Annotated in this window: 14 protein-coding genes; 2 read left to right on the plus strand and 12 right to left on the minus strand. The window is 42.6% G+C overall.

All coding sequences use genetic code 11. From position 1 onward, the window contains the following. Positions 1-14: 14 nt before the first annotated feature. Positions 15-1,145 carry a glycoside hydrolase family 88/105 protein gene (locus AC570H_RS14035; protein WP_497355846.1) on the minus strand — a complete coding sequence of 377 codons (1,131 nt, stop codon included), beginning with the start codon at positions 1,143-1,145 and terminating at the stop codon, positions 15-17. A gap of 231 nt (positions 1,146-1,376) precedes the next feature. Between AC570H_RS14035 and AC570H_RS14040 the strand changes: the two genes are divergently transcribed. After that, positions 1,377-2,891, plus strand: coding sequence for a hypothetical protein (locus AC570H_RS14040; protein ID WP_497355848.1), 1,515 nt, complete (start codon positions 1,377-1,379; stop codon positions 2,889-2,891). A gap of 564 nt (positions 2,892-3,455) precedes the next feature. Here AC570H_RS14040 and AC570H_RS14045 read toward each other — a convergent pair. The 11 genes from AC570H_RS14045 to AC570H_RS14095 all read right to left on the minus strand — a co-directional run bounded on the left by AC570H_RS14045 (position 3,456) and on the right by AC570H_RS14095 (position 22,619). Beyond that, the gene (locus tag AC570H_RS14045) at positions 3,456-4,895 is read right to left on the minus strand and encodes an alpha-L-fucosidase (RefSeq protein ID WP_497355850.1); all 1,440 of its coding nucleotides are present in this window, start codon (positions 4,893-4,895) and stop codon (positions 3,456-3,458) included. Between the two features lie 19 nt (positions 4,896-4,914). Next, positions 4,915-6,117 (minus strand): glycoside hydrolase family 88 protein, encoded by a 1,203-nt coding sequence (locus AC570H_RS14050; RefSeq protein ID WP_497359155.1) that lies wholly within the window; start codon positions 6,115-6,117, stop codon positions 4,915-4,917. Beyond that, positions 6,117-7,985, minus strand: a complete 1,869-nt coding sequence (locus AC570H_RS14055) for an alpha-L-fucosidase (RefSeq protein ID WP_497355852.1) — start codon at positions 7,983-7,985, stop codon at positions 6,117-6,119. The genes AC570H_RS14050 and AC570H_RS14055 overlap by 1 nt, the downstream gene beginning before the upstream one ends. Before the next feature lie 2 nt (positions 7,986-7,987). Next, positions 7,988-10,240: a glycoside hydrolase family 31 protein gene (locus AC570H_RS14060; protein WP_497355854.1), complete on the minus strand. Its 2,253-nt coding sequence runs from the start codon at positions 10,238-10,240 to the stop codon at positions 7,988-7,990. 353 nt (positions 10,241-10,593) lie between these two features. After that, positions 10,594-10,896 (minus strand): GIY-YIG nuclease family protein, encoded by a 303-nt coding sequence (locus AC570H_RS14065; protein ID WP_497355856.1) that lies wholly within the window; start codon positions 10,894-10,896, stop codon positions 10,594-10,596. 318 nt (positions 10,897-11,214) lie between these two features. Beyond that, the gene (locus AC570H_RS14070; RefSeq protein WP_497355858.1) at positions 11,215-13,800 is read right to left on the minus strand and encodes a glycoside hydrolase family 95 protein; all 2,586 of its coding nucleotides are present in this window, start codon (positions 13,798-13,800) and stop codon (positions 11,215-11,217) included. Between the two features lie 2 nt (positions 13,801-13,802). After that, entirely contained in the window at positions 13,803-16,277 is a 2,475-nt protein-coding gene (locus tag AC570H_RS14075; RefSeq protein WP_497355860.1) for a glycoside hydrolase family 95 protein, read from the minus strand. A gap of 108 nt (positions 16,278-16,385) precedes the next feature. Next, positions 16,386-17,054, minus strand: a complete 669-nt coding sequence (locus AC570H_RS14080; protein WP_497355862.1) for an outer membrane beta-barrel protein — start codon at positions 17,052-17,054, stop codon at positions 16,386-16,388. An 18-nt stretch (positions 17,055-17,072) separates the two neighbouring features. Continuing rightward, positions 17,073-17,909, minus strand: a complete 837-nt coding sequence (locus tag AC570H_RS14085) for a hypothetical protein (protein WP_497355864.1) — start codon at positions 17,907-17,909, stop codon at positions 17,073-17,075. 18 nt (positions 17,910-17,927) lie between these two features. After that, entirely contained in the window at positions 17,928-19,490 is a 1,563-nt protein-coding gene (locus AC570H_RS14090; RefSeq protein WP_497355866.1) for a RagB/SusD family nutrient uptake outer membrane protein, read from the minus strand. 6 nt (positions 19,491-19,496) lie between these two features. Continuing rightward, a complete protein-coding gene (locus AC570H_RS14095) occupies positions 19,497-22,619 on the minus strand; it encodes a SusC/RagA family TonB-linked outer membrane protein (RefSeq protein ID WP_497355868.1) in 3,123 nt (1,040 codons plus the stop codon). A 526-nt stretch (positions 22,620-23,145) separates the two neighbouring features. On the opposite strand from AC570H_RS14095, the gene AC570H_RS14100 reads away from it, so the two are divergent. Then, a complete protein-coding gene (locus AC570H_RS14100) occupies positions 23,146-24,453 on the plus strand; it encodes a BNR-4 repeat-containing protein (protein ID WP_497355870.1) in 1,308 nt (435 codons plus the stop codon). Position 24,454 lies beyond the last annotated feature (1 nt).

Here is a 24,454-nt window from a genome sequence, read left to right on the forward strand (position 1 = left end):
AAATAACAGGGTGATTAATTATCGATTAGCGCTGCAGCCGTCCATAAAATTGGGGCCTGTCCATGTAAATCGCCAACTACCCTTTTTCGGTCTAAATAATATTGCTTATCGTTTTTCTTGTTGGTGCCTTCGCAAACTTCCTTTACATCGGCGTTCTCGTCAATATAAGAAACCAGACCCAACCATGCTTTTCGTGCGGCCGGCATATAGGCTTTTTTATCGAGCCAGCCCTTTTTAACCCCTACCACCATAGCATAGGTAAACATACCAGTCGACGAACTTTCTTCCCATGAGCTAGGTTCATCGATCAACTGTCGCCATAAGCCTGATGGAGCTTGGTATTTCAATAAAGAGGCCATCATGGTTTTATAGCCTTTCATAATGCGCGCCCGGTCTGGATTGTTTTCTGGCAGCGAACTCAGGATTTCGGCCATACCGGCGGCCATCCAGCCATCGCCTCTGCCCCAAAAGAAGGGCACATCTGGTGCATGATAGAACAAGCCATTAGGCTTTTGCAAAGAATCAAGGTATAGCACCATTTCCTTGGCTGCTCTATTGATATACTTTACATCGCCCGTTGCCCTATAAGCCTGGGTTTGCAAAGCGGTGATCATAAACATATCGTCTATCCACATTCGTGTATGCCAAGAGTAGCCCTTTTCAAAGGCTTCCATTTGCTCAGGTTTTACTTTTACGTTGGCCTCAGGCTTTGCCCATTGTTTATCGGCAATGGTTTGCCCCAGTTCTAAATACCTTTTATCCTTGGTTTGCATGTATAACTGCAAGGGAACCGAACCGAAAACAGCCCAATCAACATTGGTTACCGGTGGCACCATTTTCGCTTCAGTAGTAAATATAGGTTCAAATCTTTTGATGAGGTCGCTTTTCAAGGATTCATCATGAGTAGCTTTTGAGAATTTTAAGGCACCATACCAGGTACAGCTTTCTGGATAGGTAAATACCGAAGGCGGCGTTGGCCTGTTAAAATTGGTATGTGGCGTGGCAACAAACCTGGCCGCTACCCGCTTGCCTACTTCTTGTGGCGAGGCATCTTTTGGCCATGAGGTTAAATTTGCAGATTGGGCAAAGCTTGTGCCTGAACAGGCCAATATTAATCCGAAGATTACAGGTATAGATCTTTTCATATGAGTTTTCTATTTGGTTAATGCAATAAACAAAAATTGAGCATGCAGATAGTTTACTGGATTGGCTACTCGATCAGCAATTTTAGCATCAAAAGCTTTGCAATAACCAAAGGCATGTACATGCGATTGATTTTTTAAAATAGGAAAGGTAAAATCGCATATTGTATTGCCAATATCCCACAACCAATTAAAGCTGCTTCTAGCTACATTTAATTTTAGTCAGATGAAATCATGATCAAAAACATTTTATTGTTAAGCACAGCCCTTTTTGTACTCGTATCATTTAAAACGATAATCAAAAAGTTAGAAGAGTCTAAATACATCAGGGTAAATACCGATGGTTCCCTAAAATACATTCCCGATGCAAAAAGAAACATTATTCCAGATTTTAGCCATGTGGGTTATCATCAGGGCGACAAAGCCATTCCAGATGTAGCCGTGGCAAAAACCGTTAGCGCAAACGAAGGTGGAGACAGTCAACAGCTTTTGCAAAATGCGATAGACGAGGTCGCTCGCCTGCCTTTAAACAAGGATGGATTTCGTGGTGCACTCCTGCTTAAAAAGGGAACCTATAAAATTGCGGGCACCTTGCACATTAATAAAAGTGGCATTGTATTAAGGGGCGAAGGAGAAAATGCCACCAAACTGATCGCCACCGGTAAGGGACAAAGATCTTTAATCGTTTTTGGTGGTGATGGTGCCTTGAAAGAAATTAAGGGGACAAGGGTGCAGGTAAAGGATCAATTTGTGCCTGTAGGTACTTTTTCGCTGACTTTAACAGATGCCAGCAAATTCAAAATTGGCGACGAAATTGTGGTATTCAGGCCAGGTACCGATCAATGGATCAAAGACCTGAAAATGGATCAGATTGAGGCCAGGGATGGCACCAAACAGTGGCAGGCCAAAGAATATAACTTGGAATTCGAAAGACGCATTACCAAGATTGAAGGCAATAAAATTACCCTGGATAATCCGATAGTGATGGAGATGGAACAAAAATATGGCGGTGCCGAAGTTTACAAGGCTTCTTTTGAAGGGCGATTAAATGAAGTGGGGATAGAAAATATGTACATCGAATCTGACTATGCGACTGATACCGATGAGGACCATGGCTGGGTTGCCGTAGAATTTAGCAAAGTGCAAAATGGCTGGGCAAGAAACATCACCACCAAATATTTTGGCTATGCGGCAGTAAGCATTAAAGCAAGTTCGAAACAGATTACCGTTAAAGACTCGAAGTGTTTGGATGCCAAATCGGTAATTACTGGCGGGAGAAGATATTCGTTCAACAACGATGGGCAGCTGAACTTGTTCATTAATTTAGAATCTACCGATGCGAGGCACGATTACGTAACTGGTTCGAAAACCTTGGGGCCAAATGTTTTTACGCAGTGCAAAGCGACTAGAACCCATGCAGATATCGGTCCGCACCACCGTTGGGCAGCTGGCACTTTGTACGATAACATCCAAACCGATGGCGAGATCAATGTACAAGATCGAGGCAACTGGGGCAGCGGACATGGCTGGGCTGGCGTAACACAGGTTTTATGGAACTGCAAGGTGAAAAGAGCTGCCGTGCAAAGCCCTTGGACAAATGGACAAAACTATAGCTTTGGTACGCAAGGTGGCAAATACGATGGCCGATTTAAAGGAAGACCCGATGGAATTTGGGAAAACCAAAACCAAACGGGTGTTAAGCCGGTTTCGTTGTACCTGGCACAGCTACAGGCTAGAAAAAATCATTAGTTCATTGGTTCAATAGTTCATTAGAATTAACGACATATAAACTATGTGCCTATGTGGTTTAGTTCATCACCTAAGAAAAACTAGTACACCCTAGTTATCACCAACCTTAGGTGTTTGAGGCAGTGAAAAACATAAAATTATCTAAGGCATTTTGTCATCCAGAACGCAGTGAAGGATCTATTCTCGAGTTAGATTCCTCGTTGCACTCGGAGCAACAAATGTAGAGGAATGAAAAATCCAATTAGAAAGATCCTCATGCCAAACAGGCAAAGGAATCAAAAAGGGAAGAAATGTTTTCTATTTCCTCCCCCTGCCCCCTCAAAGAGGGGGATAGCATGATACTTATGGAAAAGACTGTAAAAAGAATGGGTAAATGCACATTCCTCGTTGCACACGGAATGACAAAAGTAAAGGAATGACAAATCCAATTAGAAAAAATCGTCATGCCGAACGGAATAAGTAATCAAAAAGGGAAGAAATATCTCTATTTCCTCCCCCTACCCCCTCAAAGAGGGGGACAGCATGATGCCTATACGCTTTGACTATCGACTAAAAGACCATAGACTAATCGATAGCTCCTGTTTTCATTTTCTCTTTGCCCGATTCGCCAAACCAGGTTTGCATCTTTCCTTTTACTTCCACCTTAATTACACTGGCTACTTCATTTGGAGCTGTAGTTGGCAACTTGATGGTTACCTGGTCTCCAGCTTTATTCCAGCTTACTTTGTTTTTATTGTTGAGCAACTGTGCAGAAAGGACTTCATTCGATAAACCTTTAACCACCAGTTCGCCGTTTTTAGGCCATTCGAAAACAGATAAGTATAAAGTGGTGTTACCATTGGCCTGGTCTTTCCTAGTCACCCTGCCCCAAGTTTGTGCTGGAATTGGACTGGCTTGCGTAGCATAAATCGCCTCACTGTACACCTTCATCCAAGTTCCTAAATCTTTCAATCGCTCTACGCTGGCTTCTGGAAAAGAACCATCAGGTTTTGGACCTACATTCAACAAATAGTTTCCTCCTTTTGAGGCAATGTCTACCAAATTGCGGATCAAAGTGGTTGATGATTTCCAGTTCACATCCGAATTTCTAAAGCCCCAGGTGCCGTTCATGGTCATACAGGTTTCCCAATCCTTGCCATCCAGCTCGCTCAGGTTTGGTATTTTTTGTTCAGGCGTTTTGGTATCCCCTGGAAAGTTAGGACGTTTGAGCCTATCGTTCGTAATGATATTGGGTTGCGACTTTAATTGATCTTGCAGCTTCTTGGCTGCTTCGTCTGTCATATTGGTTGGGGTATCCCACCATAAAACGGCTACGTCGCCATAATTGCTCATTAGCTCTTTTACCTGTGGCACCGCTACACGATCGATGTATTGATCAAAAGTTGAGGTTTCTTGCACGGGATCCCAGTGCCCTTTATGCTCTTGGGTATAGGTATTAATCTTGGTGCTATCTGGATTTGGCCAGCCCTCTGCCATTACCTTTCTGGCTACGGCACCACCCGCATTGCCCCAATCTTGGGCCTGCGAATAATAAAAACCCAACCTGATGCCATATTTTTTACAAGCTGCAGCCAAAGGCTTTAACAAGTCTTTTTTATAGGGCGTAGCGTCTGCGATATCCCAATTGCTGGCTTTTGAATCGAACAAAGCAAAACCATCATGGTGTTTAGCGGTAATGATCATGTATTTCATTCCTGCGTCTTTGGCCATCCTCACCCATTCATCGGCATTGAATTTTACAGGGTTAAATTGCTTAGCCATGGTTTTATATTCGGCCACTGGAACTTTCATGCGGTTCATGATCCATTCTGCCCCGCCCCTGGCCTGTTGGTGCCCCTTGTACTCGCCTGCCATTTGCGCATACACGCCAAAGTGGATGAACATTCCGAAACGGGCTTCGCGCCACCATTCCATTTTTTGGTCGTGGGCAGTTTTTTGTTGCGCATAGCCGAAGCTGTAAAAGCAACTGAGAACGGTGACAAGAACTAGAAATTTAACACGCATGATTATAATATTTTAAGGTTTAATAGGTTTTTGTTTGGTAGTTTTTGTAGCGCAACAAGGCTTCGAGGTAATAATAATCGGCATAGCTCAAGGGCACATCCACTTCACTGTTTGATGGCTTTGAGCCTGTACTCTGCAACAAGATAAAGCCTTTTGCCGTGCCTAAGGGCGCGATATATTTGGTACTTAAGATATTCAAAACCTGATTGGCTTTCTGATAGTAATCCTTCCCTTGCTTGCTGTACTTACTTAATTCGTATAAACCCGAGGCAATTACCGCAGCTGCTGATACATCCCTCGGTTCGTTGGGAATTTGAGGCGCATTAAAATCCCAATAAGGCACCAAATCTTTTGGCATGTTTGGGTTGCTGAAGATGAACTTGGCAATATTTTCGGCCTGTTTCAAATAGATCGGATTTTTGGTATAGCGGTAGCAGAGCGTGTAGCCGTACAAGCCCCAAGCCTGTCCGCGGGCCCAGGCAGATGAATTACTATAGCCTTGGTGTGTGGTCTTCTTTAATACTGCCCCTGTCTGCGGATCGTAATCCACCACGTGATAAGAACTATAATCTGGGCGGAAATGGTTTTTCATGGTGGTATTGGCGTGGCTCACTGCAATTTTGTAGAATGAAGAATCGCCAGTTAGTTTAGTTGCCTCAAACAATAGCTCCAAATTCATCATGTTATCTATAATCACAGGATTTACCCATTTATCGCGACTATGGTCCCAAGACAAAATCACTCCAGTTTTAGGATTGAAACGGGTGGCTAGAGTCTTTGCCGCTTCGATGATTACTTCTTTATCGTGTTCGTTGTTGGTTAACCTAAAGGCATTCCCTACGCTACAAAAAACCTTGAAACCCATGTCGTGTGTGGTGCCATTGGTTTTTTCTTGCTCCATGTAGGTGGTGAACTTTCTGGCTGCGGATTTCCATTGTTCGGTTTGGTAATATTCATCTAAATACCAAAGCACGCCTGGAAAAAATCCGCTGGTCCAATCTCTGGTGGCTACCAGTTTCAGCTTGCCATTCTCTGCCAACGTTCTTGGCGAAACCAGTTCTGGCTTGGTTGGGTCTTTTGCCTTTTCTATCTCCTGCAACATCAAGGTTGTTTGAGATGCCGCCTGTGCAAACGCTTTTTGTACGTCTATTTTTTGCGCGTAAACAGTGCTCTGCAACGCCAATAAAACAAGGGAGCTCGCTAGGTATTTAATTGTCTTCATCATTCATTTATGGGAATTAACTGCACTTCTAAAAGCTTCATCAGTTCAGTTTTTACAATGGTATTTGGACTTATCGTGATATGGTGTACGCCTTTATCCAATTGAATTTCGGCTATGCTTTGTGTAAGGACTATGTTATTGCCAATGAGTATCTCCTGTTCAATTTCTTGCTCATCAATTTTGAAATTAAAGTTTCCACCGCTGTCTTTGTTTGCCAAATATTTGAGAATAAATTTAAATTTTTGTGGCGCACTTGTTCTAAATTCCCATTTTACGCTTTGGTCTTTTTTGGTCCAATTTTCTACATAAAAACGATCGGTTTTGCCATCGCCAAACTTAAAGCCCTTGCTGAGTTCGGCATCGAATGCCAATAGTCTGGTTGGAGTTACATTTGGAGCTACATAACGTACGCTATCTGTTTGGATTGGCTCCTTTAGAGCCAACACAATTACGGTATTGGCCGTATCTGGTGCTTTAGTAGGCACGTTGATGTAAAAATCGATGTTGCTCATGGCCTGAGTTAACAGTTTGTTTTTTTTAGGATCGGTGAGCAAATAAGCTTTCTCTATTTTAGATTTCAAGCCACCCACATACAATTTCCCATCCTTTGGCCAACTGAATACATGCAGGTACAGGTTATTGCCGTTTTGGCTAGTCACGCCCCAGCTTTGCAGGGGCATTTTGCTTTGATGGGTTTTATAAATGCTTTCCGAGTTTTTGGCTATCCATTTTTCAATGCCACCTAATATCTGTAAATCTTTGGCATCAAAAGCACCATCGCCTTTTGGCCCAATATTTAATAAAAGGTTACCATTTCTAGAAGCTGCTTTGGCTAATAACTGGATAAAAAAGCTGGCTGGTTTATGCGAATCGTCATATTTACTGTAGCCATATGATTCATTGGTAGTCGGAATGGCTTCCCAATCTCCATCTACAGGGAAAAACTCGGCTGGTCGATCTGCAGTATTTTTATAATCTCCAAAATTGGCACTGGCGTTTCTTACCAATCGTCCATTCACCACTACATTAGGATCAGTTTCCCGAATAGCTTTTAAAATCCTGATGTTTTCTGAAAGTGGCAATTTCTGTGGCGTATCAAACCACAAGATATCGGGATGGTATTTGGTAAGCAGCTCCTTGATTTGAGGAATTGCCTTTTCATCCACATACTTCACTGCTTTTGGCAATAATTCTGGATGCTCCACATACCAGTTTACACCGCCATGCAAGCCTAAATCTCCCCCCGGATTTTTATACTCCCAATCATTTCCTGGCGCATTTGGATCTTCCCAATCGAAAGCATGCGAATAGTAAAAACCGAATTTCATGCCGCGTTTTTTGGCCGCAGCAGCCAACTCGGCCATCGGATCTCTTTTAAATGGCGTTTGATCCATGATATCGAAGTTTGATACTTTCGAATCGTACATTGCAAAGCCATCGTGGTGTTTGGCGGTGATGATAAAGTAATTCATCCCGGCTTTCTTCGCGTCTAAAATCCATTTATCGGCATCAAAAAGAATCGGATTAAACTTATTGGCAACGGCTAAGTAATCCTTTTTCGAGATCTTTTCCTTGCGCATCAGATGCTCTGCATAGCCACCTACTTTTTTACCTTGCCATTCGCCGGCTGGCAAAGAATAAACGCCCCAGTGGATGAACATACCAAATTTGGCATCGCGCCACCATTGGATCCTTTGTTCGTGATTCTTCATCGAAGCTGTCCACCAGGTTTTCACCGCTTCATCAATTGCTTTCTGATCCCGGTTTTTTGACTGGTTGAACATTTCCTTGTCCTCGTCTCCATTTTGTGCCCAAGCCATTGGCGTTGCGAGCACCAATAAGAACATCATATTGATTAGCCTTTTCATTCTTATTTGGTCATAAACGTAAAACTTACCTTGCCAATGGTATTTGGCTTTCCTTTTTCCGCAGCGCTGATGCTTCCTTTTAGTTGTCCGTTTTTAAGGCGTTCAACTTTAATTTTTCGCCACGACAGCTGCCCTTTTTCAAAATCAAAGGTTTCTCCATCATCATCGTATAAATTATATTCGCCTGCTTTTTCGCCATAGTGGCGGATTTCCAGGTCTACTTTTTCGCCAAGTTTTGGTGCGTGGAGCAAGGCTGGCATCATCGGAATGATCGCACCGTCTTTTACGTAAACCGGTATTTTATCCAAACCAGGTGTAACTGTAATCACCTGTCCATCGCCCACAAAAACACCCGTGTAAAAATCGTACCACTTGCCTTTTGGCAAAATTACCTTTCTTTGGGTTTGGCCGGTAAACATTGGCGCTACCAAAAGATATTCTCCTGCCATGTACTGATCTTTGATTTCTTTTGCCGTTGCTTCTGCATAAGGATTTTCTTCCAGATTGGTATTGGCCTTTTCGACTTTAATTTCTTGTTTAAAGCCTTCTTCCAGATTCATAGCCCTAAAAGGAGGTGTACCTTCAAAATGGTATTTGGCAAATTCGGTATACCAGTACGGCATCATCTTCATCCTCAAAAGTGCAAACTCTTTTACCTGTTTTTCTACATCTGGGTAAGTCCATGGTTTGGTACCACTGGCCCAGGCATTGATCATGGCCATAGGCGAAAACACATTGGATTGAAACCTCCTCAACCATTCTTCTCCGGTTTTGGAAGCCCTAACTTCGGGGGTCCACAGCACACCAGCAAAACCACTGTTGATGAGTGCGGTAATAAAATCTTCATGGTTATAGTAATCGTTGTAGATTACATAAGGAAATGAAGTTCCCCCGCCGTTAGATGCTCTTACCAAACCAAATGTACGTTTGTTCATATTTTTGAATAGGGCCGCAGAGTAGCGCTGCATCAACAGGCCATAGGTCTGGCGCATTTGTTCGGCGCTAATTCCCGAAGGGAAAGTGGCTACATCAGGCCATAAATAATGATCATAGCCATCAACCTCGTCAATTTTATAGCCACTGATGCCAATATCTATCTGGTCTTTTTTTAGCTGGCCAAAGAAAAGTTCTTGGGCTTTGGGCATTGTAAAATCTGGAACGGCCCCCAGCCAAACGGTATGCGAGCCTGTTAAAGGCCTGATTTCTTTATAAAATGGGGCATCTGGGGAGACGTATGGGTTGATCCAAAGATTAAGTCGAATACCTTTGGCCAACATGCTTTTGGCAAAACTGGCAGGCTCGGCAAACCTGTTTTTATCCCAAGAGAAAGTACCTGGATAGGCTTTGCTCTGCCAACCTGGTTCCAAGCCCACAAAATCAAGCGGATAGCCCTTTTCTTCAAAACTGTTTACTTCCTTTTCTACATCTGCAGCCGTAGAACGGGTCATTACGCGCTGTGTAAAGCCTAGTCCCCAGCGAGGAGGCAAATAGCCACCACCGTTAAAAAGGTTATATCTTTTGATCGCATCTAAGGTATTTGGACCGCCGAAAACATAAAATTCTACACCCGCAGCAGGCACCAAAATTTCTACTTCATCGCCATTATTGCGAGATGACCAGGTTTTATCTGAGTTTCTGTCTTTTGGTGTTGGGAAATTTTTGCTGTCTTTTCTCATTCCGGTGCCGGTCCACACTTTGAGGTACCTGGCCGAATTGATGAAAACACCATAGCCGTTGGAAGAGACATAAAAAGGAGTTGGCGCATGGGTTCGGCCATTGTCTTTGCCTCCATAATGGTCTACATGGAGTTCTAATATTTTGCCGCGTTGATGTACCGTCTGAAAGTTTAGGCCAAAGCCATATAACTGTTCGGTTTTATCTAAAGGGATGCGCAAATAGGTTTTGCCATCGTTCAGTTGGGCTATGATGGGCTGGTTGGCAAAAGGAAAGGCAACCGAGCCTAATTTGGCTAGTGATTCGTGATTGGGCTGGGCACCTGATGCCTTTAACAGATCGTAGGCTTCTGGCGTACCAAATACGCCCTTCCACACTCCTGGTTCTATTTGCGTCCAAGCTATTTCTTGTGCTTCTGAGTTAAAGATCGTGGCAAAAAAAAGCAGGCAATAGAGTATTGCGTGTTTAGGTTTGGTTACAGGTTTATACATTTGGTTGATCAAAATAACGATAAGCAAGTAAAGGATTTTTAGCTTCTTTTCAATCCATCTGCTGTGCACTTTATTCAACAAAATTGGCATCTGATCAAGATGAATTAAAAATAATAGGGATATTTAGTTGAATACTAAATCTATCATCAAGTACAGCTAATGACATTTGTCATCCAGAACAGCATTTGTCATCCAAAACAACATTTGTCATCCAGAGCGAAGCGAAGGATCTATTGAGAAGGACCCTGCAAATTAGATTCTTCGTGCCTCGGAATGATAAAAGAGTCTGAATGATTTGCCATCCAAAACGATACTTGTCATCCAGAGCGAAGCGAAGGATCTATTGAGGAGGATTCTGCAAAATAGATTCCTCGTGCCTCGTAATCACAAAAAAACTGGAATGACAAAAAGGATTGGAATAACAAAAGAACTGATACAAAAGATCATTCCTCAATAACTTCATCATTCAAAAACTTCCAGTCTTTGTTTTCAGCTTTGATCAGCGCTACTTTTTTTGCCCTAGACCAGCCTTTGATTTCCTTTTCACGTTCTATCGCATCATTAACATACTGATGTCGTTCAAAATAAATCAAATAATAGCATTTGTATCTTTTTGTAAATGCCAGACCGTCCTCTCCTTCAAAATGTTGCTTCAACCTGATAGATAGGTCATTTGTAATACCTGTATACAACACAGTACGATTAAAGTTAGTTAAGATGTATACAAAGTAATTATGATGGCGCATAATTTAAGTTACTGAAAAGTATGTCAAACTTCAAGTCCAAATTGCACAAAGCAACTTCTCATCCAAAACAATATTTGTCATCCAGAGCGAAGCGAAGGATCTACTAGAAGAATTCCGTGAGTTAGATTCCTCGTGCCTCGGAATGACAAAAGGCTTAGAATGGCACTTATAATCTACAATAATTTTGTCATCCAAAACAGCATTTGTCATCCAGAGCAACATTTGTCATCCAGAGCGAAGCGAAGGATCTATTAAGGAGAAATTCGTGAAATAGATTCCTCGTGCCTCGGAATGACAAAGGATAGGAATGACAAAGGCCTATAACGGCACAACGGTATACGAACGACCTTTAATTGTATTGAAATCAATTACATAAGTTTTGGCAATAGGCAACTCCAATAGTTTAGCATCCCCGTTTTTCTTAAACACCGCTGCTTTAGGCTGGCTGTTGAGCTGATTTGGGTTAGCACCCGTAGCCTCACGTGATGGTGTTTCTACCACTTTCACCGGAATAGTTGTCCTTAACCTGCAGTTGCCACCTACATTGGAGGTGATTGTTGCCTTGATTAATTGATTGTCTCTCCAGCTGATGTTTACCGTAAAATTTCCCCTGGCTTTAATTCCGTTAATGGAACCAATTGCCCATTCATTAGGCAAGGCTGGCAACAAGTACAGCTCTCCATTCTGGCTTTGCAACAGCATTTCGGTTATTCCAGCAGTAGCACCAAAGTTGCCATCAATCTGAAATGGCGGATGCGCATCAAACATATTGGGATAAGTACCGCCACCACTCATTTGTACATTGGTTAATTGGGCCTGCGGGTTAGCTGGTACAGCAGGTTCTACGGTTTTGGCCGGATCGATCAAAGTCAAGCCTGCTTTTAAAATCTTTAAGGCATGGTTTCCATCCTGCAGCCTCGACCACCAATTGATTTTCCAAGCCATAGACCAGCCCGTACTTACATCGCCCCTATAAATTAGAGATTGCTTGGCCGCAGCCGCAAGTTCTGGCGTTTGGGTAGGATTGATTTGTTGCCCAGGATACAAACCAAACAGATGCGATAAATGCCTATGGGTATCTTTAGGGTTGTCTAAATCATTGAACCATTCTTGCAGTTGCCCATATTGTCCAATTTGGTAAGGATATAGTTTTGCTTTCGCTTGGACTAACCTGGCTGTAAATTCTTTGTCTATGCCTAAAACCTGTGCCGATGCTATACAATCGGTAAAGAGTTCTTTGATGATGCTCATGTCCATGGTACTGCCCATACTGATCTCGTAATCTTTTCCATTGACATTAAATACGTTTTCTGGCGAAGTAGAGGGATTCGTTACCAAATAGCCGTTCTTATCTTCCACCAGCCAATTGAGCATAAATTCGGCCGCGCCTTTCATTAAAGGATAACTTTTCTCTTTTAAGAAAACCTTGTCGCCTGTAAAAAGATAATGTTCGTACAAATGGGTACTTAGCCAAGCGCCACCCATAGGCCAAGCCGACCATCGGGCTGCAGATTTGGGATCCCAATCATAGCCACCACTGGGCGATGTTTTTGCCCAAATATCGCTGTTGTGGTGCACTACCCAACCTTGATTGATCCCATAATTGACCTTGGCCGTAACTGCACCATTTTTGGCCAAGCGAGCAATAAAATCGAAAAGTGGCTGATGCAACTCTGAAAGATTGGTATTTTCGGCCAGCCAATAATTCATTTGCGTATTGGCATTTACGGTATAATTGCTTCCCCATGGTGGCTGTACGGCATCGTTCCAAATTCCTTGTAGGTTGGTTGCCTGTCCTCCCTGCCTCGAACTGGCAATCATCAAGTAACGGCCAAACTGATAATAAAGTGTTTGCAGGCCTTGGTCATTTCCGTTTTGCCCCTGCCTGGATAAACGGATATTGGTAGGCAATTTAATCAGTGCCGGATCTGCCTGGAGGTTAAAACTCACTCGATTGAAGAGTTTTTGATAATCGGCCAAGTGTGCAGTTTTTAAGGTTGCGAAAGATTTAACTTCCGCATTTTTCAAATTGGCCTTAGCCTCAATTGAGGGATCTATTCCTGCCAAGCCAGGTGATCGATCAAAACCATTGAAACTGGTGCCGCTTGTTAGGTAAATGGTCACCGCATTTGCTCTTGAAACTTTGATATCATGACCAATAGCTTTCACATTTCCACCTTCGTTCTTAAGTTTCAGGTGCACTTCAAAGTTCATCCCCTCTTTCTCGTCGTACACAATTTGCTGCGCTTCACTGGCCCGATGTGCCACATGTTTTGGCGCCTTTCCTTTTAAAACAAGGTAATTGAACTGAACAGCAGTGGTTTGATAGCGCAATTTACTGGTCAAACTGGTGGTAAAACTGATTGCATTTTTATGGTCGGCAGTAATTCTTATGGCTAGTACGCGATCTGGGTAACTCACCAAAGTTTCCCGCTTGTAATTGATTCCCTTGATGTTGTAGGTTACGGTATGAACAGCCGTATTTAGATCCAGTGTTCGATTGTAGTTGGCAGCGGTCGAATCATTTAATCCGAAATCAAGAAAGAGATCGGCCATGGTTAAATACCTTGCCGAATAGGTTCCCTGTAAATTTTGCTTCCATAAAGTGGCTGCCTTTGCATAATCGCCTTCAAAAACCGCTTTTCTAACCTGTGGCAAAGCTTCTACGCCTTTCGGATTGTTTCCCGCATCAGGATAGCCCGACCAAAGCGTGGCATTATTGAGCTGAATTCTTTCCTTATTTACCCTTCCAAAAACCATAGCGCCATTTTTACCATTTCCCAAAGCCAAGGCTTCTTCCCAAATTTTTGCCGGGGCTGTGTACCACAACTTTAAAGGCTCTTTTACCTGAGCACTTGCCGAGAACGCAAAAAAAACTAAGAAAAGGAAAATGTATTTCTTCATAGCTAAAAGTTAAAGATATAGGTTTTGCCCGCTAAGGTCGACAAATCATAGTCGGTTGATTTGGGAATAACCACCATGTTCAACTTGGCTAAAGGCGAAATCAATGGTGCTTTAACCTGGGGCATTTCATAAAAAGTATTCGGATTCTTGTTTTTGGCTAATGTAAGCGAGATCCTGCTTTTATCAATTTGGTTATCGTTTAAGCGCAACCTGCAATTGCCACCCAGTTTGGATTTGATTTTAAGTTGCGTAATCTTTTTGTTTTTCCAGGTAATGGCGACTTCAAAACCTCCCCGCGCAATTAAACCGCTGATTTCTCCATCTGCCCATACATCTGGCAGCGCAGGTAAAAGGTATATTGCACCGTCATGCGATTGCAATAGCATTTCGGCTATGCCTGCCGTACAGCCAAAATTTCCATCAATTTGAAATGGCGGATGCGCATCGAGCATATTGGGATAAGTACCGCCACCTTTTACGTTTACGGTATCTAGCCTGCTTCCCACCAAACGCAACTGGTCTGTAATGAGTTTGTAGGCATGATTGCCATCTAAAAACCTGGCCCATAAATTTACCTTCCAGCCCATTGACCAACCTGTAGCCGGATCGCCACGGTAAATTAATGAGGTTTTGGCGGCATCGAATAATTCGGGTGTGCGGTTTGGCGAAATCTGGTTACTCGGATACACGCCATACAAATGCGATACATGCCTGTGCTTGTCGTCTACCCTATCCAAATCGGTTAGCCATTCTTGCAACTGACTGTGTTTGCCAATTTGCATCGGTGCCAATCGGTCTATGGTAAGGCTCAGTTTTCTTCTAAAGTCGGCATCGAGGTTCAAGAGTTCGCCAGCCCGTTTGGTCTTGCTGAACAAATCAAACAGCAATTGGTTATCCATTGTGGTGCCTGCTGAAATAGATACTCTTTTGCCTTCTACATAAGTATTCTCTGGCGAAACCGATGGCACTACCACCAGCCATTTGTGCGAAGGTTCTTCCTGCAAAATATCCAGGTAAAATTCGCAGGCGCTTTTGAGGATGGGGTAATAAGTTTTCAAAAAGTTCTTATCGCCAGTAAATTGGTAATGATCCCACAAATGTTGACTGAGCCAATTTCCTCCCATTGGCCATAAGCCAGGAAAAACACGATCTACAGGACCAGTGATCCTAAACAAATCGGTATTGTGATGGGTAACCCAACCTTTGGCACCATACATTACTTTCGCGGTTTCCTGTCCGGTAATTGACAAATCTTGCAGCATTTTAAACAAAGGATCGTGCAGTTCGCTTAAGTTGGTGACTTCCGCCGGCCAATAATTCATCTCCGTATTGATGTTGATCGTGTATTTGCTATCCCATGGGGGAAGCAATTTATCGTTCCAAATCCCCTGCAAGGTAGCGGGTTGTGTTCCCGGTTGTGAGCTAGAAATCAGCAAATACCTGCCATACTGAAAGTAAAGTGTGGCCAGATTCGCATCATTTGATTTGGCGAATGCTAAAATTCTTTGGTCGGTTGGCTTGTTTACCGCAGCAGCCTTACCTAATTGCAATTTTACCCGATTAAAATATTGCTGATAAAACTGAATATGTTCCTTTAAGGCTAAATCATAGTTTTTTAATAGAGCTTGATCTAAAAACTTGTCTGCTTTTGCCGAAGCATTGACGCTGATGTCATTGTACTTCTTAAAATTGGTGGCAATAGAGACGTAAACGGTAGCAACATTGGCATTCTTAACTTCGTAAGTTCCATTTTTTGCGCTAAGCGTTCCACCTTGTTGCAGTACTTTTATTTGTGCCTCGAATTTGATTTGTCCTTTTTCTCCTTCGTGATCAGAAGTAATTCCGTTTAGGATCAGCTTGCCCTTATTTATTTTTTGTTCGCTTTTTTGTGGCGAAACCATCGAGGTGGCAAAAGAAATTTGGCCGGGTTTGTTGGCAGTTAGCCTGATGATCAACACTTGATCTGTAAAAGAAGAAAATATTTCCCGTTTGTATTTTACGCCATTGAGCTCATAAGTTACCGTAGCCAAGGCTTTTTCTATATTTAAGTCTCGGTAATAATTTGTTGCTTTTTCATGCCCATCAAATTGCAGAAACAAATCGCCTACGGTTTGGTAAACCATGCCGCTGTTCTTCTTAGGGAACATTTTCACATCAGCAATGGCCTGTGCTTCTTCAAATTTTCCTTCAAAAATCAATTTTCTCAATTCGGGAATTGCAGTTCCAGATTCGGAGGTAATGTTTTGATTCGGTCCCCCAGACCATACCGTTTCTTCATTCAGTTGCAATTGTTCTTTGGCGGGGTTGCCAAATACCATGGCACCCAATCGGCCATTTCCTATGGGCAATGCTTCATTCCAATTGGCGGCAGGACTAGCATACCACAGTTTTAGCGTAGCATCGGTTTTTTGTCCCTGGGCATAGCTTAGCAAGCTGCATCCTAATCCTAAAACAGAAAATAAAAGCCTTTTGAACATCTTGAAAAATGGGACTGAAAATTAATAAAAAATAGTTGGGTGGTTCATAAAAAGGCTCCCGTCTCGATATAAACCGGAACGGGAGGCCTTTATGCAAGATTGCATCATTTAGAAGATATAGCCTAACGCGATGCCTAAATTTCTGTTGTGCGATTTGAAAGCAGGGTTATTGCTGATATTAGCCAAGCCGAAACCATAGTTAAGGCTAAGATCAATTTTGTTTTTTAACCTAAAGCCTACTACCGCATTCAAGCCGTAATCGGCCTTGTCTAGCTGCTCGGGCTGTTCGCCAAACTCTATTCGCTCTGCGCTGCCCCTCTTTATGTAGGTATTTCTTTTGTTGATAGACCTGATCCTGCCACTAATGGCATAGGCTGCATAGGCGCCACCACCTGCATAGGCGGTTCCGAGACTGAGCTCTTTGTTGTAAAGTACGTTAATCGGAAGCTCTAAGTAATAGATATTGAGGTTGCGCTCGGTAGTGTAAGGAACAGGATAGCCGAATGAAATGCTGTTCTGTTGCTCAACCGATTTATTTCCCTTCACCGAAAACGATAGGCCCGGTTGTAAAGTGGTCGACTTTCCGATTTTGATATTGGCAAAGCCACCCACCAAAAATTTAGCACTTATTTTATATTCAGACCCTGGACTAAAGCCCGTTCTTGGCTGGAGCGATGGAAAGTTGATTCCCATTTTAACCCCAAATTGCGTTTCTTGAGCCCATACCCCATGGCTAGCCATGAGGATAACGAGCAGAAATAAAAGTTTTTTCATCATATATACGGTTAAAATGAATTATCTAGATGGACGAACGGTAACACCCCAAACGTGGATGGTTCCATTGGTTGCCCTGTAATTAGAAGATCTTACAATCAGTCCTCCATTAATAAACAACTTAGAATCGGCTGTATTTGATAGTTTGAGGGTAAATTTACCTTCAGGATCAAAGCCCTTTCCATTTGCACCAACATAATCGAAACCGAATACCGCTGGTGTGCCCGTACTTGCCGTGGTAAAGCCCGGAACCGTTGAAGGCGTAATCATGTAACCTAACCTCGACTCTTTGGTAGCCACATTACCAGGCTGCAACAGCGATTGAACCGTTACTTCGGCCTGGGTTAAGTTGCTGTAATTATATTCTCCTACACCAATGAGGTACAACAGGTACTTTTTAACTGTTTCCTTGTCGTAATCTTTCCAGCTTTTGGTAGGCGTAGTCGTTACCGGAATGCCTGAGGTAGGCGTGGTAAAAATGATTGACCCATCTGGATTTTTACTGATGATCGGGAAGTCGTAAAAGAAGCAGTTGTTTTGCAATACCTGCGAACCGTTAACCCTTCTGATGGCTTCGTTATGTAGAAAAATATAGGTTCTATTTGGTTTGGTGTACTCGAGGGTATCAATTCCAGAATAGTCGATTGCTTTTTTCATCCATCTAAAAACGGTATCGTTCGGATTATTGCCATCGGCTCTCTTTTTCAGGTAGGCCCATGCGGTCATATTCACATTCTCTTCTAAGAGCGATTTTTTGTAATCGTAATCTTCTTGGAGATCTAAGCCAAACACGCTACAGCCTGTGATAAATAAACTAAGGCCTAACATTACCATCAGTCTATTAAATATTTTTTTCATGTTCATGATATCAATTTCTTAGTCAGTATAGGGTTGATTTTGTTTCAATAGCGAATTGGAGTTCATCACATTCCTATTGATTGGCCATAGGTATTTGCGCTTATCGGTACCAAAACCAGTTGCCTCGGCAGGCAATACACCAGCCCTTACTTGGCGTGCCTTGATAATTGGATCCATTACCTGGATTACCCTATCGGTACGCACCAAATCGAACCATCTTTTACCCTCGGCAAAAAGCTCATACTGTCTTTCTTGGATAATGGCGTCTTCTAACTTCGTTGGATCTAATACGCCTGGCGTAACCGAAACCTCTGGACTGTTTACCGTGTATACTGGAATGTTTGCTCTGGTACGGATAAAATTCAAGTATTTAAGGGCATTGGTTCTGTCGCCAGTTTTATTCAAAGCTTCAGCATATAATAAATACATATCTGCAAGCCTATACATCGAAATATAAACGGTAGAGTTGTTTACATCCCTATCGGCAGCCAACACCGTATAGCCAGCGGTACCTAAAGTTCCTGTTCCTTTATAAAACTTCCAAACCCTGTCTCTGGCATCGGTTTTGGCAATATCGTAGGTGGCACGATGCCTGATATCTGTTGGATATTTCAATGGCCAATCGTAAAAAATACCATAATCGATTACCAAAGGAGTATTGTTTGGCGTAGCAGTTACACCTGCCATACATGGACAGCCGTTGGTAGTGGTATTCCAGTGGATATTCCAAATGGCTTCGATACTGTTTGATGGATCATAAAACATTTTGTTCCAGTTGGCAGTTGGCTCCAAATCTGTAATCGCATTTCCGCCATAAGTTGCCTTTGCAGGAGCTTTTGTGGCACCCAACAAACCGAACCATTTAATGGCATTCGCATAATCCTTGCGCCACATGTACACATCAACCAAGGTTGCGCAGGCTGCGGCCCGGCCGAATTTAAAAACGCTGTAATTGGCATTGTCTACATTGTTATAGGCAAAAACCAAATCAGGGATGATTACCTCGTCAAAGATTTTGTCAACCGGATCTCTGCCCTGTCTTGCATCTTTCGTAGCATCTTCAAAAGGCACCAACTTGATTGGCGCATCGCCCCAAGTACGAACGATATAAAAATAGGCAACTGCTCTTAGGGCCCTGCTTTGCGCAACATTGTCAGTGATGATCAATGGCGTAATCAGGCTTTTATTGAGCTCTGTATTGGCAATGCCCGGAATATATTTAATGTTTAAATTGGCAATGTTGATTACCTTATACATACTAGACCAATCTGCAAAAGGATTGCCAGCTGTTAAGCCATTCAGCTGCAACTCTGCATAGGTAGCGTTAGAGTTGCCCCCTCTTTCATAATTGTCTGATCGCGCCTCGCCCCACATCGTATACTTGTTGTTAGCTTGAGACTCGCCCACCATGGCCTGCTGAAAGTTGCCATATAGCGAAGCCATGGCACCAGTCATATCTTTAGCCGATTGATAAAAATTTTCTGCCCTGATAGCTGTTACAGGTGGGATTTCTAAAAATTTCTTGCAACTTCCTAGCGTGATCATTGTTGCTAGCAAAGCGATACCGAATATCTTTTTCATAAATAATTATAAGCTAATGTTAATACCAAAACCAAATTCCCTACGCTTAGGATATTGACCTCCGTCGGTTGAAGGCGTTAATGGGTTGCTGTTGCTAAATTCTGGATCGAAACCCGAGTAGTTTGTCCAGGTTAACAAGTTGGTTCCATAAACAAATACCGATAGCGATTTCAGCATGAATCTATTGACTAAGGCCGGCTGAAAAGAATAGTTTAACCTGGCGCTTGATAGCCTTACAAAAGAGCCATCTTCAATATAATAGCTGTTTACCCCTCTTTTCTGGTTTCCGTTGTTGTCTTTGGTAGGGAAATAAGGATAGATGGCAATATCGCCTTCTTTTCTCCATGCCCCATAAATCGCTTCTGGAAATGCAGTTCCGTTAGTTGATCCGAAAGTAGAGAAGTTCTCTTTGAATGCATTGTAGATTTGTCCGCCAATAGTTGCGTTCAGCATTACGTTTAAAGAAAATCTCTTATAGCTAAAGGTGTTCGAAAGACCCAAATAAAAATCTGGTGTTGCATTGCCAATTACCTGGCGGTCGGCATCGTCAATCACCCCATCTTTGTTTACGTTATCCCATTCGGTATCGCCACCCTTAAGAAAACCTGCTGGTCCGCTTAGTTTTTGGATCGTACCAGTATAACGGCGTCCGTTTAGCGTATAATATTCAGCAGTTTGGCCGTCGGGAGCAACGTTTACCGGTTCTAACCTTGTCCAATCTGATGAATAGGCATTAGATGCAGTCCACCTATAAATGCCCAATTGCTTATAGCCATAAAAATCGCCCAAACGACCTCCCGGCTTAATCAAATACCTCGATCCGGTGATAAAAGGCTCATCCTTAAATAAAGACTTCACCCTACCTTGTTCAAAAGAGATGTTTGCGTTGACGAACCAGGTAAAATTAGGCTTCGAAACCGGTGTTCCAGAAATAGAGAATTCGGCCCCGTTGGTATACAAATCGCCTGCGTTTACACGTACGGTTTGGAAACCCGTTTCTTTAGGCAACAAGTTATCCATCAACAACTTGTTGGTGGCTTTATGGTAATAGTCCATTACCAAAAGTAATCTTCCGCCAAACAAGCTGATATCTGTTCCGATATTGGTTTGGATGGTGTTTTCCCATTGGATTTCGGGATTACCCAACCTGTTTGAAATTACTGCACCCGCATTGCCCAAATAGCTCACATCGCCGAAGCTCACCAAAGTGGCATCTTCGTTATCGCCGATACCATTGTTACCCTGCGCACCTATACTCACCCTGATTTTGGCATCGTTCAGCACTTTTCCTTTGGCCCACGACATGAATTTCTCGTCTGATAAACGCCATGCCAATGATCCCGACAGGAAATCGCCCCACTTATTATCTGGACCGAATTTAGACGATCCGTCTCTTCTGTAGGTACCATTCACGATGTAGCGACCCTTAAAATTATAGCCCAAACGACCGATCAATGAGGCCAAAGAGTTACCGCCACCGCCAGTATTGCTATTTCTGATATCGATATTACTTAAGTTAAAGTTGGTTACATTCTCGTTTACGAATGAGCCTGGCAAGGCCTGAAACTTCAATGATCTTGAATTGTTTTTCGAAGCCTCTACCCCTAAGGTTGCATTGAACCTATGGTCTTTGCCAATGGTTTTATCGTAGTTAAAGAACGACTGTACTGTCCAGTTAAAATTGATGCCTGAACTTTGTGATCCCCTGTTCTCGTTTCCGTTATCGTCTAAGAACTGTGGCTGGAAGTATTTGTTGTTGGTATTGCTCAAAGAAGCACTTGCCGTGGTCGTGAACCTCAAATCGTCGATGATTTTATACTCGAGGATATCAGTAAACGAAGCAGCATAGCCATCGGTAATATTGGTTTCGAGCAAGGCATTCGCAATAGGGTTACGCTTGGTCGACGTATAACTTGTTAAGCTGCCGTCGGGCAGGTAAATCCTTAAGTTGTTAGGCCTATCAAATACCGGATTTAAAGAGCCACCCGTACTCCAGGTCGATCGCTTGTTCCAGTTAAAAGTAATGTTGGCGGTGTTTCTCAATTTGGGAGCCACCTGAAAATCGATGTTCATTCTGCCCTGCAAACGCTTGGCCCAAGTGTTCAATACGCTTCCACGGTCATCCAAATAGTTCAAACTCGAGTAATAAGTCAATCCTTTCTGACCACCACTCACCCCCAATTTCACATCGTTTAACCAAGCGGTATTGCCCAACAGCATCTCTTCTAAATAGTTATCTGCATTATAGGCTACGTTTAAGGAATCGGTGTTGCTGCCCGAGCTTGGGTTGTTGTTGTTCTGGATTTGTCTCCACAAGCGCAAGTCTTTTGAGTTGGCCTGTTGGATGGTGTGGGCAATGTTACCCATTTTAAGTCCGTAGGAAACATCGATACGAGGCTTGCCGGCTTGTCCTCTTTTCGTGGTTACCAAAATTACGCCGTTGGCTGCCCTCGATCCGTAGATAGAAGTAGAAGCCGCATCTTTTAAGATTTCGATATTCTGGATATCATTCGGGTTGATGTTAGAGATACCATCGGTAATTACTCCGTCTACTACGTATAAAGGGTTGTTACCCGATGAGCTGAATGTAGAAGCACCACGAATTTGGATGGTACCTTCGGCTCCAGGTTCGCCATTATCGTTAACTACCAATACCCCTGAAGCCTGTCCTTGTATGGCATCGAAAATATTGGTTGGCTGACGTTCGGCAATTTGTGTAGCATTAATAGATACGGTGGCACCGGTTAAATCAGATTTCTTGGCAAAGCCACCATAACCTTGTACTACTACTTCGGTTAACGAGCCTACATTTTCCTTTAATACGATAGCCAGTTCTTTTCTGTTGCCTACCTGTTCTTCGTAGGCATTGTAGCCAATAAAGGTGAAAATAAGTACTGATTTCGAATCTGGCACCTTAATGGTAAACTTACCGGTATTGTCTGTTACCGTGGTAGCAGTTCCGTCTTTTAGCTTAACGCCTACCCCAGGAATTGGTTCTCCAGAAACTTCTTTTACCGTACCCGTAACCGTAATGGTTTGAGCCAAAGAAGCAAATGGAGACATAGCCATCAGGAAAACCAGTGTTCTCCAAATGCTATGATTAAATAATTTAGTAATTGTCTTGTCCATATAGTGAATATTTTGTTTGAATGTTTGAATTGTTTTAAGGCTGCTCAAAATTCATTCACGTAGGATGTCGATTTTGGACTGCATGAATTTGCAGACCGCTCAGATTTAGTGTCATGATAGTTTATATTTGGTATTACAATAGAAAGGAATTATAACCTTGCTTTAGTGAGTATTTTTAGCGTTTTAGTAAGCTATTTTAACATGCTCGAAATAGATTTCAATCTAAACATGCTTAAAAAGTTGACAGTCGGCCAAAAAAGTGATGGCCAAAAAGACAATTGTTCTTCGCCCTTGTTTTCATAAAAATAGGCCTTGATGCTATAATTGTGACATTTCTTAAAGCGATCCTACAATTGGCAACAATGTCAAAAATGTGAACTTTTTGTCATCAATTTTGGCTCGCCAACAGGGCAATAGGCGCTATTTATTTTAATCTGATGCCAAAATAATTGTATAAAAAGCCAAAAATCTGCAATTATGATTTCTGCCATCAGCTAGCTTTGAAATACATTTAAATATTTCAATCTTGAAGCAGATCTCTATTAAACACTTTGTTATATTAGGTTTATGTATAGCAAGCATCAAAAATGCAAACAGTCAGCAAACGTATGCGGTGGCTAAAATTAGCGAGGATGCAAACATCAGATCAGACCAACGGCCGATCTCCATTGGCTTTTATGATCAAAAAGCGAACAAAACTTTTATGACTTGGATGGGCGCCAAAAGCACAGCCATTATAAAGGCTTATGATCATACCAAAAAGATGTGGAGCGACAATAAAGTGGTGGGCACCTCTCCATTTGTAGACAAGCACAACTATCCAGGCATGCTAAAAGGACGCGATAACCGCATCTATGTTTTTTATGGTTGCCATAACTCTACCTTAAAAATGACGGTTTCGCCTAATCCGCTTAGTATTGACGGAACTTGGCAGGACCAGTTTATTTCCTTGGCCGAAAAAGCTTCCTATCCGGCACCAATAATTACTACAGAAGGTAATTTTTATGTTTTTTATAGAGAAACCCGCCAAACCAAGGGCTATTCTGATGACAGGCCTTATCAATTCGTTAAATCGACCGATAATGGAAAAACCTGGTCTAGGCAAATGGCTATCGATCCTTTTCCCAGAACTACAGACAACATGTGCGAAGTGTATAACGGAAAGGTAACCTACCAACCCGCCATGAATGGCAAGAAAGCCAAAATCCATCTGGCATGGACAATTGCTGGAGAAAAAATCGGCAAACATGCCCACGCTACTTATGGCAGAAATGTTTATTACGCCTACCTCGATCCAACCAACGACCATCTTTATAATATACAGGGCAAAGACTTAGGCCCAACCATTGATGCCAAGGAACTGGATGAATTTTGCCAGGTATTGGATACTGGAATTCCAGAGACCGGGCATTTGGCAGGCCTGCAGGTGTCGGTTCATTACCGTGACAATGGCTTGCCACTTATCTATTTCGATAATCAGATTGGTGGCGGACCAAGCTCTGCCACATGGAATGGCAGCAAATGGATCTTCACCAATATCGAAAGCCCAGGCAACAGTGTGCGGGATTTAAGAGATCCGAGAGAATTAGAAAAATTTGGTGCAGATTCTTTTAGGGTTTACAAACCATCTGATAACTTCATAAAAGTTTATGCCACTACCAATGGCGGCCAAAGCTGGAAATTGGAAAGTACTATTGATGTAGGCCAAAAAGTAGATCGGGTGCATACCATAACCAATGCCAATCCGGCCATTAAATTAATGATTACAGAAGCTGGCGACAATACTTTGGATGTAGCCAACAGAGATGTTTTTATAGGAAGTATTAAAAAATAGC

It is taken from the genome of Pedobacter sp. B4419 (genome assembly GCF_059693725.1).